We start from the raw sequence: 15248 nt of genomic DNA on the forward strand, positions 1-15248 counted from the left end.
TCTATTGACGACTTCTCGATCAACGAATACGGCGATCCGAAAGACGACAAACTAATGAAAGAACTTGACGATCTTTCTCCATTAAACAACGTAGATCGTTGGAGCAGTGCTCCGTTATTTATGACTAGGGGAAAGCTGGATTCAAGAAATCCCGAGAAAAACGTTCTCGACCTCAAGTCCCAACTACAGAAAAAGGGGAACGAAGTTTGGTTCATATATGCAAAAGAAGCAGGACACGGCGTGGCCGGTCGTTATGTAACTACAGCGATGTATGAGTTTTTGAGGCAACAACTAAACAAAAAAGGAGAAAACAAATGAAGAAAATAAAATCACTTGGCTTAATGCTGGTGCTTTCGATATGTCTGGTCGGCAACATCTTTGCGACGGGACCGCTTATAGCGGGTACTGCTGGGGCCGCTCCGGGAGTCCTCACGTTCGTCTTGGAACAGGTCCTATCGGCATTCGGCGGTGAAAGCTGCCCCTTCCGAATATGCCAAAACTGTCGTCCGAATACTGAGGGCGGTGATAACGGCAACGGTGACTGCCGCCCTCGAGATAACTAAATGAACCAGAGCTTTTCGAAAGGGTGTTTAATTGGATTAGCATTAGCAAGCCGGTCAATATTCACCGGCTTGCTACTTTTACTTCTTGCGGCCGTTGGAATCCAAGGTCAATCAAATGCCCTTTCGCCTTTACGAATTTTCTTCAACAACGGACAATTCGACGAGGTTGTGAGCCAAGCCCCTGAAGCTCTTCTGAAAGCACGCAAGACCGGAGCAGTGGCCACCTCTTCCGAAATTAACGTTTTTTATGCTCTGGCCCTGATGCGGCTGGAGAGGTATGAAGTGGCGGCGACGGTTCTCGAAGAAGCCTTGGCAGACGCTGAAATCTCAAGACAGCCTCGAAGAATTGCGGCAGCGTATCTGGCTAGGGCCACGCATTTCCGTACCCAGCGGGACTTTCCATCTGCGATAAAGTCCGCCCGCAGCGCGATCGTAGCTGCTCCTTCAGATCCGCAAATCAAGGTCGAATATCATCTCGCCATCGGCCGGATAATGTACTCGTCCGGGTACGACGTGGCTGCGATCATCTGGCTTGAAAAAGCCGAGAAACTGGCTAACGGCCTTCCTATATCCGCGCACCTCGATGTCCTTGGACATCTAAGCCTCGCGTGGGCATCCAAATTCAATTATGCAAGAGCGATAGAGTACGGAGAAAGACTGGTCAAGATCAGCGAGAAAACCGAATTCAAATTCCGTCACCGCCTCGCACTCTACGAGTTCGGAGGGCTTCTAAGTGCGGCGGCTCAGGCGCGAAGAGCAAAGCAAATGCGTGAAACGGGCCTGAGACTTGCCTTAGCAGCGAACGACGAATATCAGAGCTCTCTATTTCTCACTCCGCTTATACTCACTTCCCTATACGACGGTGACCTAAAGAGCGCCGAGAAACATCTCATTACACTTGACCGCGTCGATCGGAAAAAGAGATTTCAATTTGAATCGATCCTGGGAAAAGCGGTTATCGCCGGCCTACAAGGACGAACTGAGGTGTCCGAGCAATGTTTCAAGGAACTCGAATCGCTGAAGGCTCATTCCGAGTATATCGTTCCGCACTGGAAGGCAATCCTCGCCGAAAGAAGAAAAGACTGGGCCGGATTGATCAAGCAAATGAAGGTCCTAGAGAAGATCACTGAGGAAGGTAACTTTCGTGAGGATCTGCCGGGCGTATATTTTAGTCTGGCCAAGGGATACTGGCAATTAAAGGAACAGCAATTGGCCATTGAGTACGCAAGGCGCTCAGCAGCGATCATCGAAAGTGATCGACCGACAGAAGACACCCTGTTGTCGTTGTCGATGCTGGAGACGTACCATTCCGTTTACAGGTTGATGGCAGAAATTGAAGATAGCGGAAACAACGCAACTGCCGCTTTAGAACTTGCCGATTACTCAAAGGCTCGTGTACTTCGTGATCGCATCGAGAATTCGGCCCTTCGGCGTAAAGCCGATCTAGATATCGAGACCCGCAAACTTGTGGAGAATCTCTCAACTCAATTAGTTGATGGCGGGAACGCGCGCGAGGAATTGGCGGGTATTGAGAAATCCGTAGCTCTCTCTTTACCTCAAACCGAAACTAAACGAAAAGTCGATCGGGATTTGCTCAACAATAAAAATCTACTTCATGACACCGCGATTGTCTCATACTTTTTCAATCCCGGTGGCCAGTTGCGAGCGTATGTAATCGAGGACCGAAAACCAGTCCGCTCGGTCGAATTGTCGCTTTCAGAGAGGGAGGCTGGTCTGATTGCACAATCCATCCGAACAAAGATTCGCGATAGGATCTTCTTCAAGAACGACGGAAAAGAAATCTATGACAAGCTACTTGCTCCATTGTCGCTGAAGGCGAACCATATCGTGATCGTACCGGACAAAGGCTTGTGGAAGATTCCGTTCCATGCATTAAGCCCTGATGGTGAATCTTATCTGATCGAAGATCGAACCGTAACCTACTCTCCGTCTGTATCAATGCTTCTGAACGAACTCCGGCAGCCGGCTCCAATCCGAAAAACCGTTCAGGTTTTTGCTAATGATTCATTTCAAGACCGTTATTTGGCGTACGTTAATCGCGAAGCTGCAAAAATCGCAGGCATTTTTGGATCGAAGCCTTTTATTGGTGCGACACGAATGCAGTTCCTTGGCTCTGCCGGTGACTCCGACATTTTACACTTCTCGATGCACGCACAACTCAACCCGGATGAACCGCTGGAGTCTTTTTTGGCGTTTAAGGCGAACGGCAAGGATCCGGGGCGTATCACCGTGCAAGACCTTCTAAGCATTCGTCTCAAAAAGCAGAACCTCACGTTTCTCGCCTCGTGCGAAACGAGCAATGTGCTTAATGGTGAAGGACTCGTAAGTATCGCATGGGCGCTCCTGGGGTCAGGAAGTTCGTCGGTGATATCCGCACAGTGGGAGGCGAATGACCGGTCAACTGAGCTGTTTACCCAGAAATTCTACGAGCATTATCGTGAGGGGAGTTCGACAGCGAAGGCTTTACAGGCTGCATCTTTATCAATGATCCAAAACAAATCAGCTGGATCGCACGAGCCTTATTTCTGGGCGGCTTTCTTTCTTCTAGGCGACTATCGCTAACGGTGTGACGCAGGCAAAACCATTACCGGCGAAGAGTTGACCGGTATTCTGGGGCAATTTTGGGCACGGAGACTTCGTCGGTAATCTTGTCGCAGTGGACCTCAAGTGATAAGTCAACGCAATTGATTGCTACGGCATTTTATTCAGAGTATCTCAGCGGACACTCAAGCGCTCAGGCGCATCAGAAAGCGGCCGTTTCGGTGACACAGAATAAATCATCAGGCGTTCATCAACCCTTCCACTGGGCATCGTCTAGTTTCTGGTTGTTTCTAATTGTTTCCGATAGTTCACTCCAGACGCCTCCCATCTTTTTGAAAGATTTCTGACCTTCGGACAACGACCTGCTCGGTATTGGAACATCTAGGCACAACACCTAGCGACATCTTCCGTTGTTTAACTTGTTTGTTTGCATTACTATAGCAAATAAACTCGGATCGCCTAAATCGTCATTCAAAAAACTCGCACATGGAAATTATTGATAATATTAATCAACTTCTCGGTGAAAACCTCAGGCAAACGATCAAACCGAGATCAAAGTTGAAAATTGCGGCGTCGTGCTTCTCGATATACGCCTTTGAAGCGTTAAGAAAGGAACTTGAAAGAGTTGAATCGGTGGAATTTGTCTTTACGTCCCCAACTTTTGTTCCTGATGAGGTCACTGACAAGATCAGAAAAGAGCGACGAGAATTTCACATTCCTAAACTTGAACGAGAACGCGACTTCTATGGCAGCGAGTTTGAAATTCTTCTTAAAAACAAACTAACTCAGCGGGCGATTGCCAAAGAATGCGCTGATTGGATGTGTCGAAAAGCTAAATTTCGGTCAAATCGCAGCAAAGCCGCAATGCAGCAGTTCGCGTGTGTCGTAGACGGCGAATCTGAAGCTGTTTATATGCCATTTCACGGATTCCGGCGGTCGATCTCGGTTACGAGCAAGGTAACGCGGTATCGAACATCGTGAATAAATTTGATGAGTCTTTGTACACGAATACCTATCTGAATCTCTTTGACCAGATATGGAACGACACGGACAAACTCGAAGACGTCACCTCTAGACTTCGCGAACATATCGCCTCGGTCTATAAGGAAAACTCGCCGGAACGAATCTATTTCCTGATGCTTTTTAATATCTTCAATGAGTTTCTTGAAGATTTGAACGAAGATGTTTTGCCAAACGATCTGACGGGTTATCAGGACAGCTTGGTTTGGAACAAGTTATTTAATTTCCAAAAAGATGCGGCGACCGGGATCATAAACAAGCTCGAAACCTTTAGCGGCTGTATCTTGGCAGACAGCGTTGGCCTTGGTAAAACGTTCTCGGCCCTCGCTGTTGTCAAATACTACGAGCTTCGCAATCGATCCGTATTGGTTCTATGCCCAAAAAAACTCGCGGAAAACTGGACGAATTATAAAGGCAATTTAACGACCAACATTTTTGCCAAAGATCGGTTCAATTACGATGTGCTTTGCCATACGGATTTACAACGTACTAGCGGCTATTCGCTGGGCTTGCCGTTAAACAAGATCAATTGGGGAAACTACGATCTAGTCGTCATTGATGAGTCGCACAATTTTCGGACAAACGAAGCATTTAAGGAGCGAGAAACTCGGTACCAAAAATTGATGAACTCGGTTATCAAACAGGGTGTCAAGACCAAGGTTCTCATGCTGTCGGCGACCCCGGTGAATAATAGGTTTGCTGACCTGCGTAATCAGCTTGCTTTGGCTTACGAAGGCGAATCCGAGAACCTTAGCCGAAATCTGAAAACGGAACGGAGTGTCGAAGAAATATTTCGCCGTGCCCAGTCGGCGTTCAACGTCTGGTCAAAACTTCCGCCTGAGGAACGAACCCTGAGGCGATAATGAAATCACTGGATTTCGATTTTTTTGAACTGCTCGACAGCGTAACCATCGCCCGGTCGCGTAAGCACATTGAGAAATATTACGATACCAGCGACATCGGCAACTTTCCCGAACGCCGTCATCCCATCTCACATCACTGTCCTTTAACCAGTCGGGATGATGTGATCGGTTTCAACGAAATATTTGGTCAGCTTACCCTGATGAAACTCGCGGTGTATGCTCCGATTCTTTACATTCTCGATAGTCGACTCGCCAAATACGAGGCGATGTACGACACCGAAGTCCACGAGGGAAAGAGCAAATTTAGACAAGCCGATCGGGAAAAGAGCCTTCAGGCCCTGATGACCATCAATCTGCTAAAACGGCTCGAAAGCTCGGTCGAGGCTTTTCGTTTGACTTTGAAAAAGTTAAAAGCCAACCATCTTCGGACGCTTGGTCAAATCGAGGCCTTTCAACAAGGCGGCAAAGACTTGAACATCACTGATGTCTCGCTGGCTTACGAAGATGCCGAACCCGAAGATGACGATTTCCCGGACCCGTACGACGAAGAAATGCAGATCGGCGGCAAAGTGCAAATCAGTCTTTCCGATATGGATCTTCCGCGTTGGGAGCATGACCTAAAAGCGGACCTCGACGTAATCGAATATCTGATCGAGGAAATGGAAAGTCTCGCCCGCTGACGATTCAAAACTCCAGCATCTGAAAGTCGAACTTGAGAGTAAACTTACCTCGCCGATCAATCCGGGAAACAAAAAGGTTCTGCTTTTTACCGCCTTTGCGGATACGGCAAATTATCTATACGAGCATATTGCGAGTCATTTTCTCGTAAAGCACGGCCTACACACCGCAAAGGTTACTGGCGGCGATAGCCCAAAATCCACGCTCGAAAAACATTATGATTTCCAGTCAATCCTGACGCTCTTTTCTCCGCGATCAAAAGAGAAAGCCGCTGTCTTACCCGGTGAACCGCGAGAGATTGATTTTCTCATCGGCACTGATTGTATTTCGGAGGGGCAAAATCTTCAGGACTGCGATTACCTAATCAATTACGACATACATTGGAACCCGGTGCGGATCATTCAGCGCTTCGGGCGCATTGACCGTATCGGTTCGCAGAATGAGAGTATCCAGCTGGTAAATTACTGGCCTGATATTACGCTGGATGAATATATCAACCTCAAAGAGCGGGTTGAAAACCGGATGGTCATTGCGGACGTGACGGCAACCGGTGACGACAATCCGTTGAGCGCCAAAGCAAATGATCTTTCGTATCGAAAGGAACAGCTTCGGCGACTTCAGGAAGAGGTCATCGAAATGGAGGATCTCAAAACTGGGGTTTCCATTACAGATCTTGGCCTGAATGATTTCCGCATGGATTTGCTGAATTACGTCAAGGTCAACACCGACCTTGGCGGTTTGCCAAATGGACTGCATGCGGTCGTTCCGCCAAATGAAAACGGATTAAACCCCGGTGTCATTTTCGCTCTTCGCAATCGAAATCAGGGTGTTCGGGTGGCCCTTCATAATCGCCTGCATCCGTATTATCTGGTCTATGTCGGAAACGATGGCGAAGTGATAACCGACCACACGGAAGTTAAACGCCTTCTCGATATGGTTCGCAATGCGTGCTCAGGCAAAAAGGAACCGATTGCGGACGTTTGTAAGATATTCAATCAGGCAACCGACGATGGGCGCAATATGGAGCCATATTCCGAGTTGCTGGGCAAGGCCATCAACTCCATCATCGATATAAAAGAAGATAGCGATCTCGATAGCTTGTTCAGTGTAGGGAAAACGACGGCTCTCGTCGAAACCGCTTCTGGTCTTGACGATTTTGAACTTATCGCGTTTGTCGTCGTTCAAAAGGAAGGATGATGCGATGTTATTCTCATATCCCCAACAATCAGAATTCGGACGCATTGTCCCGAAGAGTAAAATCTACGAACACGCACGGCCTTCAGCGGCGTTGCGTGATAAATTTGTAAAGCAGATAGACAAGATAGTCTGGCAATACAAGCTGTCGCCCGAAACGGTCAATCTCCGAGCAAAAAAGGATGTTCCCGAGATCGAGATTTTCTCGATTACGCTAAGAACCCCGGAGGTTCGGGAAGAGGTCTTACGTTGCATCGATACGGCAATACCATTCCCGATCGTCTATGAGCTAATTTTTGAGGGGCAGATTAAAACAAAGGCTGCTTTCAAACGTCCAAGCGAGGGTGACTCGAATAAATGGGTTACGGACATTTATTTTGAAAGCGGTTGGCAAAAGGAAAGTGCTCGACGAGAGGTTTTACCCGTCGCTCTGGATCTCAGCCTTTTATACGAACAGATGCTTCGTCGGTTGATGCCGGTTTCGAGAAAGGCTGGCGAGGATATAAGGGCACAGGTGCAACGGCTTTCTGAAATTCGGAGTAAAGAAAATGAGGCTGCGAAGATAGAAGCTCGAATGCAGAAGGAAAAGCAGTTCAATCGCAAGGTCGAGTTAAATAGCATCCTGCGAGAACTTCGAACGGCTATAGACAAACTGGAACGATATGCTGACTAAATCTGATTTTCAGAGATTCCTGACTTGCAAGAATGAGTACTGGCTTGACCACCATTTTCCTGAGGAGAAAAGTGAGCCGTCGCTCGATTATCAACTCCGCCGGGAAGCTGGTTATGAGGTTGAGGGTTTAGCTACGACTCTGGCCGGCTTCAAAGACCGCAATGATGTTACCGTCGACTTTGGTACGGAATTTCAGACCGACACCTTATACGCCAAGGCCGACATCGTACTTACCGATAAAGTTACCGAGGAGATTGAGATATATGAGGTCAAGTCTGGGACAAAGGCCAAAGAAGAGTATCAGATAGATCTGACTTTCCAGTGCATTGTGGCTGAAAAGGCTGGTTTTAACCTCAGAAAAGGTCACCTTATTTTTCTCGACAACTCATATGTATTCAATGGTGAGTTGGATGTTCAAAGCCTATTAACTAGCTCCGACGAGACTGAGTTCGTAAGCCAGAATAAAGGCTCCATAGAGCAGCAGATCGAGATCGCTACCGCAGCCTTGGACGAAACAGAGCCAGCCGCGAGTCTCATCGGATACTGCAAAGCCAATAAGCTAGGTTGCCGGTTCATTTTGAGGCATTATCCAGACATTCCCGAATACAACGTCTCCAATCTCTTCAATGCTGGTTCGAAGAAACTTAACACACTCCTAACAGATAGCATATTAAATCTCACTGACATACCAACTGACTTTGCCTTGACCGATCGTGAGGCGGCGATAGTTGCAGTCGAGCGTTCCGGACAGCCATATATCGATAAGGAAACTATCAAAGGCGAGATCGACGGTCTCACGTTTCCGTTAAATTTTCTTGACTACGAGAGCTTCAATCCCGCGGTGCCGAAGTTTAAGAGCACTCGACCTTACCAGCAAATGGTGTTTCAGTATTCCCTCCACACAATCGATGAGCCGGGAGCCGAAACAAGGCATTCATATCATCTATCGAGAAATGATGGGCGCCATCCTACAGAGGAGATTGTCGAGCGTCTTCACGAAGATCTTAATGGACGAACTGGCACCATTATTATTTGGAGCGAAGGCTTTGAAAAAACACGCAATACAGAAATGGGTGAGATGTTTCCCGACTATGCTCCGTTTCTAGAAAAGCTTAATGAGAATGTTTACGACCTTCGAAAGGTATTCTCGCGACGTCTATATATGCGCACCCTCGCTTTCGCGGTCGGGACTCGATAAAAAAGGTGCTTCCCGTGATTACAGACCTTTCGTACGAAGGAATGGATATTGCTGATGGCCTGACGGCCTCTATTAAGTGGTATCACGCGGCGACCGGTCGCGGAACGCAGGAAGAGCGAGACAAAACCTTTCGGGACCTTGAGACTTACTGCCATCGCGATACGCTTGCGATGGTCGAGATATACAATCACCTGTTGACGACCTGACTTATGGAAAAGTTAAAAATGCTAACTCCGGATTTTACCGACGAGAATATCGCCGTCTCGCGGAGCTTTTCCCAAATTGCGTTACAGAATCAAAAGACGATAACGGGAATCTAAATCGGGCTATAGATTTTGACCAGCTTCGTCAGGAGCTTTCAGGCTCCATCGTAGAAGGGCCGCACGAGCGGTATCATCTGGACTGGCCGGGCAAACGCGAAGCGTTGTTGACGGCAAATGCACCGATCCCCCGAACACTTCGACCCTGTCGCGAGGAATCGGTCGATTTCGACACTACAAAAAACCTCTACATCGAGGGCGACAATCTCGACGCCCTCAAACTGCTCCAGGAAACATATCTCGGCAAGGTCAAGATGATCTACATCGACCCGCCGTATAACACCGGAAACGATTTTATATACGAGGACGATTTTGCGGAGGATCAGGATGCTTATTTTGAGCGGTCCATGCAAAACGATGAAGAAGGAAATAGGTTGGTTGCAAATACTGAAACGAATGGTAGATTTCATTCGGATTGGCTTTCGATGATGTACGCCCGATTGAAGACTGGCCAGAAATTTTCTGCGAGACGACGGCTTCGTGGTTGTCGATTGATGACGCTGATTTAGAGCCAAGGAAGCACTGCGATGAGATATTCGGAAATGAAATGAAATTGCTTCCTGGTTTGGGATCGAAAATCGGAAAAATGACGCGAAAATCTTCTCGGTTGGTCACGAAATTTCGATGACTCAAAGTCAAACAATTGCTCCGCGACAAAAAGAATATTGCGGCAAAGCCGGGGTTTGAAGAAGCGAAGAACTTTTCGCCAATTTGCAGGCTAAGTATAAGGAATCCAAATTCAACGAGAATGGCGAGGACTTCTAGAAGCTATTCCCGATGCGAAAAACCGGGCGGGATTCTAAGGTGGGACCACATAAGCCCATTTAAACGACGGGAACATAACTGGCCAGCGGATGGCCGTAGCGGGGCGATAAACTGCTCCAGTAACAGGAAAACCGTTTTGATGACGATTGGATGGCGTTTCCACGGAGGACAGCCCTTGGAAAGAATTTGGAAACGGGGAATGGTCTTTAGGCCGATAAAGGACGGTGCCTCGAATTATCAGCTATCTTTTCGACGCCGAAGGACGGTCATGAAGAGTGTTTTTTCAGAGATTTCGGAACTATTCGGTTGAAAGAAAAGATATTCGAAGTTATCGAAAGCCCACAAGAACTGGCTTGATTTACGGCAATTGACGAGTTATTTACCACGGCGGAGATCAGGTAATTTTGATTTCTTCTCGGGTTCGTCGAACCGCTCACGCGGCATTGCAACCAACGCAGACGACGGCGGGAATCGGAAATTCATCATGGTTCAACTGCCAGAGGTGTCCCTGAAGAACCGAAGCGCCTTTGAAGGCCGGATACAAAACAATCGCTGAGATCGGCAAAGAACGCATCCGTCGTGCGGGCAAAAAAATCAAAGAAGAGGCCGGGCTGATGGGTGCGGATCTCGACATCGGCTTTCGCGTGCTAAAGGTCGATACATCCAATATGAAGGATGTCTATTACTCGCCCGACAGCGGAACAGCGGAACCTTCTCGACCAAGTTGGTAACATAAAGGAAGACCGCACATCAGAAGACCTGTTGTTCCAAGTTCTTCTCGACTGGGGAGTTGACATCGCGTTGCAGATCAGCAAGGAAACTGTATCTGACAGAACCGTCTTCTTTGTGGACAACAACGCCCTTGTAGCATGCTTCGACACAGGCATTGACGAGGATTTTGTAAAGCAGCTGGCAAACCGCAAACCTCTCCGCGTCGTCTTCCGCGATTCCGGTTTCGCGTCCGACGCGGCCAAGATAAACGTCGAACAGATTTTCAAACTGATATCACCCACAACTGAGGTCAAGTCCATATAAATGAAGCTGAAATTCAAAAAACAGGAATATCAGACTGAGGCCGTCAACGCGGTCGTGGATTGCTTCAAAGGGCAGCCTGCTAGTGCTGGCGTAAAGTATCGTGTCGATCCGGGCCGCGAAGGGGTCGCAACGCTTTTGAGTTCTCTCGAGGTTGCGGGTTTCAAAAACGAAGATGTTCGTCTAACGTCGTCTCAGCTACTGGAAAACATTCAGGCGGTTCAGCGTCACCAAAACCTGCCTATTTCGTCGGCGGTTGTCGGTGATACTCGAACAGGTTGTCCGATCAACCTTGATGTCGAGATGGAGACCGGAACCGGCAAAACCTACTGCTACATCAAGTCGATGTTTGAGCTAAACCGGCAATACGGTTGGAGCAAATTCATCGTTGTTGTGCCGAGCATCGCAATCCGAGAGGGAGTTCATAAGTCTTTTGAAATCACCGCCGACCATTTCTTGGAAGACTATGGCAAACGTGTGCGGTTTTTCGTCTATAACTCAAAACAGCTTCACAATTTGGAGAGCTATTCATCGGACGCCGGCATCAACGTAATGATAATCAATGTCCAAGCATTTAACGCTCGTGGACAAGATGCCCGTCGTATATATGAAGAGCTAGATGATTTTCAGTCGCGTAAGCCGATCGACGTTATTAAAAGCAACCGGCCAATTTTGATACTCGATGAACCTCAGAAGATGGGCGGCGATGCAACTATGGGATCACTAAGCGAATTTAATCCGCTGATGATCCTTCGCTATTCGGCAACCCACAAAAGGAATACAACAAGATTCATCGCCTAGACGCGCTTGATGCCTACAATCAAAAACTTGTCAAAAAGATCGCGGTTCGCGGAATCTCAGTTAGAGGCCTGACAGGAACGAACGCCTATCTTTACCTCGAAGGCATACAAATATCTGCTGATAAGCCGCCCGTTGCATCGGTTGAATTTGAGATAAAGCAAGGAAACGGCATTAAGAGAATCACTCGTAAACTGAATAAGCGCGATAACCTCTTTGATCTATCGCAAGGGCTAGATCAATACAAGGGCTTTGTCGTTTCCGAGATCGACGCACGGACAAATACGATTAGCTTTACCAATGGTGAGGAAATAAGTGCTGGCGAGGTCGTAAACGACCAGAATGAGGAAGTATTGCCGAATCCAGATTCGCGAAGCGATTAAATCTCATTTCGAAAAAGAGCGAATGCTTTTCCATCAGGGTATTAAGGTGCTTTCGCTTTTCTTTATCGATACGGTGGCGAAATATCGGCGATATGACGAAACTGGAGAAAGCGCCGGCGAGTACGCACAAATGTTCGAGGAAGAATACAAGAACCTGTTGAGCGAGAATCGGCTACTAATCGATGATCCATATACAAAGTATCTAGATGGTATTCAACCCGAAAGAACGCATAACGGCTATTTTTCAATCGACAAGAAAAGTAAACGACTTGTCGATCCCACGGTTGCGGCCCGTGGCGAAACCGCGGGGCAAACCGACGATGTTGACGCTTACGATCTGATACTTAAAGACAAGGAAAGGCTCCTTTCCTTTGACGAACCAGTGCGATTTATCTTTTCGCACTCAGCTCTTCGCGAAGGCTGGGACAACCCGAATGTCTTTGTTATCTGTACGCTAAAGCACAGCGACAATACGATCTCTCGACGCCAGGAAGTGGGTCGCGGTATGCGAATATCGGTCAATCAAGCCGGTGACCGCATGGATAATCCCGCAACCGTGCATGACATCAATCTCCTGACTGTTGTGACGAGCGAGAGCTACACCGATTTTGTTACTGCACTGCAACGCGACATTAGTGAATCTCTGTCGAGTCGGCCCCGAATCGCCAACCGAGAATATTTTAAAAACAAGGTTCTAACCACGCCTGCCGGAGACATTACCGTTACCCCTGAAATGGCCGGGCACATGGAGTTTTATCTAATTCAAAACGGCTACGTGGATGTCGATCAACACATTACCGAGAAGTACCACAATGATAAAAAGGACGAAACGCTGGCTCCTTTGCCAGCGGTGTTGACCGCCCATGGAGACCAAGTTTTCGCACTTATCGACACCGTGTTTAGCGATGCCCAAATGCCCGGAATCGACGACGGTCGCAAAACACAGGTGAATCCGCTAAACGCCAACTTTGACAAGAAGGAATTCAAAGAGCTTTGGAGCCGGATTAACCAGAAGGCCGCTTACACTGTGCATTTTGAATCTTCGGAGTTGGTGGGTAAATGTATCGCCACCCTCAACTCAGAGCTGCGGGTTACGCCGCTTCAATATACAGTTCAACGCGGTCAACAAACTGAGACGGCGTCCTACGATGAACTCCAACAGGGCGAAGCTTTTACCCTCGACGAAACCGCCACCGAAAGCGTAGCGGCATCGATCCAGTCGTCCGTAAAATATGATCTGATCGGCAAGGTCGCTGAAGGAACACAACTCACGCGCAAAACCGTTGCAGACATTCTTGGGGGCGTAAATAACGCAGTTTTCCAGCAATACAAAACGAATCCCGAAGATTTTATTTCTAAAGCCTCAACCTTCATAAACGAGCAAAAGGCGACCGTGATCGTCGAACATCTTGCTTATGATCCGGTTGTCGAAAAGTACGACACCGATATCTTCACTCAGACAAGGCAAAGCAGAATTTTAGCCAAGCCGGAGACAAGCTAAAGCGGCATGTCTATGATTACGTCTTCACTGACTCAAAAATTGAGAGGGCATTTGTGACGGATCTTGACACAAGTGAAGAAGTTGTCGTTTATGCCAAGCTGCCAAAAAGGATTCTCGATCCCGACACCCGTTGGCGATTACAACCTGACTGGGCCATTTCTTTCAAAGAGGGACTCGTAAAACATGTTTACTTCGTCGCCGAAACGAAAGGATCACTTTCGTCAATGGATTTGCGAAAAATCGAACAATCCAAGATCGAATGCTCGGAAGTTCTTCGCGAAAATTACTTCGGCTCAAGTGAAATACGATGTTGTTGATAGCTACGGTAAACTAATGGAATTGGTGAAATAGCGTCCGGCGTTGAGGATGTAGCTTCGTGAAAACATAAAAAAAAGATATGGACGTAGTAAAAGAAATACGGGAACTCAAAACGCAGCTGGCCTACGCGAAGAACATTGGGTTTTTCTTTGGAGCGGGAACCTCATGTGCTCTAAATATTCCCAATATAGAGATGCTCACGAATGAGGTTGAAAAACAACTGAAAGACGAAGGGCTAAAGAACTTCAAAATCATTAAAGATGATCTGGTTACGACAATTACCGACCACAAAGTCAACATTGAAGATATTCTCAATCAAATCAGACGCGTTAGGGAGATCACAAGCGACCAAAACCAAACATTTCCTTGCGGTGTGCGGCGAATCGGCCAAGGAGTTGGATAAAGAGGTATGTAACTTAATCTACTCTATTATTAATTCGAGCGAAGAGAAAGCTGATATTAAGACCACAAAGAAGTTCTTTCATGGCTTAACAACATGAATCGCGAATATTCCAAGGAGGTCTTCACCACAAACTATGACCTAATTATTGAAAAGTCTTTAGAAGCCTGCCATATTCCATATTTCGACGGATTCGTTGGAGCTTTCGAACCGTTCTTTTTACAAGAAAGTGTCGATAAATTCGTAAGCCGAAACGACCTGACGACTAATTGGATAAGACTCTGGAAGATTCACGGTTCCTGTTGGTTCTGGAAAGTCGATTCGGCTGACAACTCCCACCGAATTATCAGGGTCGGAAAATTCGACAAGTCCTGCATTCCAGATAACGAATTGGTCATATATCCATCTAAAGATAAGTATGATTCCTCAAGGAAGCAGCCATTCATTGCCTATTTTGATCGCCTCAAGAACTATCTTCTGGACGGTGAACTACTATTTATCTTTTCGGGATATTCATTTTTCGGACCAACATATTAATGAAATAATTTTCAATTGTCCTCGGCAAAACAATCGGCTGTACTGTATCGCCTTTTGTTATCAAGATGCTGAAGTGGAACGTCTAGATAAGTTGCTGGGCTCGTCGCATATGAACATGAGTGTGTTCCGGACCAAAGAAGGCAATTGTAAACGGAACGTTGGAGGATTGGAAATTTGATAAGGCGACTGTGAGTCCTACTGAAAAGCATGATTGGTATTGGGATGAAGCGAAGGCGACTCTGAAACTTGGCGATTTTAATTTGCTTGTGGATTTTCTCGTCGCAAATTCAGGAAAAGTGGAGCCGACAAGTTAATTAATAAAATGAAGAGGGACGTTACCTATTTAGGCACAGTCATTAGAGTTGATTCCGGATCCGTGGAAGTCGAAGTTGACGAGATTCCCTCGGCGGCTCCGATTATTGAACGGGCGGCTGTACAAAATT

At 47.1% G+C, this 15248-nt stretch carries 8 protein-coding genes and 5 pseudogenes; 12 read left to right on the forward strand and 1 reads right to left on the reverse strand.

The features are described from left to right. Positions 1-54: 54 nt before the first annotated feature. Together IPG22_06860 and IPG22_06865 are read left to right on the forward strand one after the other, a co-directional pair. Complete coding sequence (locus tag IPG22_06860; protein ID MBK6588010.1) at positions 55-318, forward strand: prolyl oligopeptidase family serine peptidase; 264 nt, start codon at positions 55-57, stop codon at positions 316-318. Further along, positions 315-563, forward strand: a complete 249-nt coding sequence (locus IPG22_06865; protein ID MBK6588011.1) for a hypothetical protein — start codon at positions 315-317, stop codon at positions 561-563. Before IPG22_06860 ends, IPG22_06865 begins: the two co-directional genes overlap by 4 nt. A gap of 444 nt (positions 564-1007) precedes the next feature. Here IPG22_06865 and IPG22_06870 read toward each other — a convergent pair whose 3' ends face one another. Next, complete coding sequence (locus tag IPG22_06870) at positions 1008-1160, reverse strand: hypothetical protein (protein MBK6588012.1); 153 nt, start codon at positions 1158-1160, stop codon at positions 1008-1010. A 507-nt stretch (positions 1161-1667) separates the two neighbouring features. Here IPG22_06870 and IPG22_06875 point away from each other — a divergent pair. The 10 genes and pseudogenes from IPG22_06875 to IPG22_06920 all read left to right on the forward strand — a co-directional run bounded on the left by IPG22_06875 (position 1668) and on the right by IPG22_06920 (position 15119). Further along, complete coding sequence (locus tag IPG22_06875) at positions 1668-3146, forward strand: CHAT domain-containing protein (GenBank protein MBK6588013.1); 1479 nt, start codon at positions 1668-1670, stop codon at positions 3144-3146. An 86-nt stretch (positions 3147-3232) separates the two neighbouring features. Continuing rightward, a complete protein-coding gene (locus IPG22_06880; protein ID MBK6588014.1) occupies positions 3233-3472 on the forward strand; it encodes a CHAT domain-containing protein in 240 nt (79 codons plus the stop codon). A gap of 139 nt (positions 3473-3611) precedes the next feature. After that, positions 3612-6883 (forward strand): annotated as a pseudogene (locus IPG22_06885) (DEAD/DEAH box helicase family protein). Between the two features lie 4 nt (positions 6884-6887). Continuing rightward, the gene (locus tag IPG22_06890; protein MBK6588015.1) at positions 6888-7553 is read left to right on the forward strand and encodes a DUF4391 domain-containing protein; all 666 of its coding nucleotides are present in this window, start codon (positions 6888-6890) and stop codon (positions 7551-7553) included. Beyond that, positions 7543-8751 (forward strand): DUF2779 domain-containing protein, encoded by a 1209-nt coding sequence (locus IPG22_06895; GenBank protein MBK6588016.1) that lies wholly within the window; start codon positions 7543-7545, stop codon positions 8749-8751. The genes IPG22_06890 and IPG22_06895 overlap by 11 nt, the downstream gene beginning before the upstream one ends. Positions 8752-8756: 5 nt before the next feature. Next, positions 8757-8957 carry a hypothetical protein gene (locus IPG22_06900; GenBank protein ID MBK6588017.1) on the forward strand — a complete coding sequence of 67 codons (201 nt, stop codon included), beginning with the start codon at positions 8757-8759 and terminating at the stop codon, positions 8955-8957. 3 nt (positions 8958-8960) lie between these two features. Continuing rightward, positions 8961-9612: pseudogene (locus IPG22_06905) on the forward strand (site-specific DNA-methyltransferase). Between the two features lie 892 nt (positions 9613-10504). Beyond that, positions 10505-10871, forward strand: a pseudogene (locus tag IPG22_06910) (type III restriction endonuclease subunit M). Further along, positions 10872-13901: pseudogene (locus tag IPG22_06915) on the forward strand (DEAD/DEAH box helicase family protein). Between the two features lie 46 nt (positions 13902-13947). Beyond that, positions 13948-15119, forward strand: a pseudogene (locus tag IPG22_06920) (SIR2 family protein). The last annotated feature ends 129 nt before the right edge of the window (positions 15120-15248 follow it).

Source organism: Acidobacteriota bacterium, assembly GCA_016703965.1.
Lineage (GTDB): Bacteria > Acidobacteriota > Blastocatellia > Pyrinomonadales > Pyrinomonadaceae > OLB17.